The following is a 207-nucleotide window of genomic DNA, read 5'->3' as shown; positions in this document are numbered from 1 at the left end:
ACCGGCCTGCAGGCCATGCAGCGCGCCAACCAGGGCTACGTGCTGACGCCCGCCGTGGACGCGCCCGTCACCGCGCTGGCGCCGGTGACCGTCACCGCCCGTTCGGTCTACGAGCTGCCCGAGGCCTACGCCGGCGGCCAGGTGGCGCGCGGCGGGCACCTCGGCCTGCTGGGCAACACCGACTACATGGACACGCCCTTCAGCATC

The 207-nt window shown here is 73.9% G+C and carries 1 protein-coding gene; it reads left to right on the top strand.

The window, feature by feature from the left end; genetic code table 11:
* Positions 1-15: 15 nt before the first annotated feature.
* A partial coding sequence (locus N825_RS40120; RefSeq protein ID WP_211098458.1) for a hypothetical protein occupies positions 16-207 on the top strand: 192 nt, incomplete at its 3' end.

Source organism: Skermanella stibiiresistens SB22 (genome assembly GCF_000576635.1).
GTDB lineage: Bacteria > Pseudomonadota > Alphaproteobacteria > Azospirillales > Azospirillaceae > Skermanella > Skermanella stibiiresistens.
The sequence above is the reverse complement of the archived record's forward strand: the minus strand, read 5'-3'. Positions and strand labels throughout refer to the sequence as shown.